Below are 758 nucleotides of genomic sequence, written 5' to 3'. Positions count from 1 at the left end.
GATGTAAGCAATGTTTATAATGCAAAAGAATTGCATTTACTTCTTAAAGAGAAGCTTGAGTTTCCTAATTTGTACGGGGAAAACTGGGATGCTTTTTGGGATTGTATTATATGATTTTTGTGTCCTTTGCCAAACAAAATGATCTTCGACGGATGGTCAAAGTTTGAAAAAAGGTTACCGAGAGATACGAAAATAATGAAAGAGTGTCTTCTTGATTATAATGAAGAGGATAGAAAGGATCCTGCATGAGCGTCTTTTTTATTAAAATTTATATTTTAAAGAGTTACCTAGAAGAGAACAAGCTATTAATTAACAAAAAAGAAAAGACACCCTAAGGTGCCTTTCTCCGACTTGAACCATCTTAATTTTAATAATATTGGACTCCCGTCCGAATATTATTTTAGCATGTTAAGTTGTTTTTGGAAATATGCCATATCGATAATTACAATATACGTTTTAGTTTTTAAATTATTTATCTTTCTAAAAGTTGAAATTAATAAGAACCCCATAAATGATAAACCATTCCACTAACAAAAAACACTAATCCTAAAAACAAAACAATTAAAGCAAGTACTCCATTTTGATTATGTTCCATAAAATTAGCTCCTTTTAGATTTATTTTTATCCCGCTATTTGTGGGCAGTAAAACTCCCACCTCAAAATTCAGCTGGAGCAAAGAAGTTAGGTGGGAGCCCTRCTGCCCGTAAACGTCCGATTGGTGAAGGCTAATACTCAGTGGGGGATGAACAAAACCCCCC

General features: G+C 33.3%; 1 protein-coding gene and 1 pseudogene. One reads left to right on the top strand and one right to left on the bottom strand.

The genetic code is table 11. From position 1 onward, the window contains the following. Positions 1 to 249: pseudogene (locus AC1DJR_RS32205) on the top strand (barstar family protein); the annotation flags it as partial. A gap of 244 nt (positions 250 to 493) precedes the next feature. Here AC1DJR_RS32205 and AC1DJR_RS32200 read toward each other — a convergent pair. After that, positions 494 to 758: hypothetical protein (locus AC1DJR_RS32200; protein WP_477004493.1), on the bottom strand; the 265-nt coding region annotated here is incomplete at its 5' end.

This window comes from Bacillus sp. 05T31 (assembly GCF_056396725.1).
The sequence above is the reverse complement of the archived record's forward strand: the minus strand, read 5'-3'. Positions and strand labels throughout refer to the sequence as shown.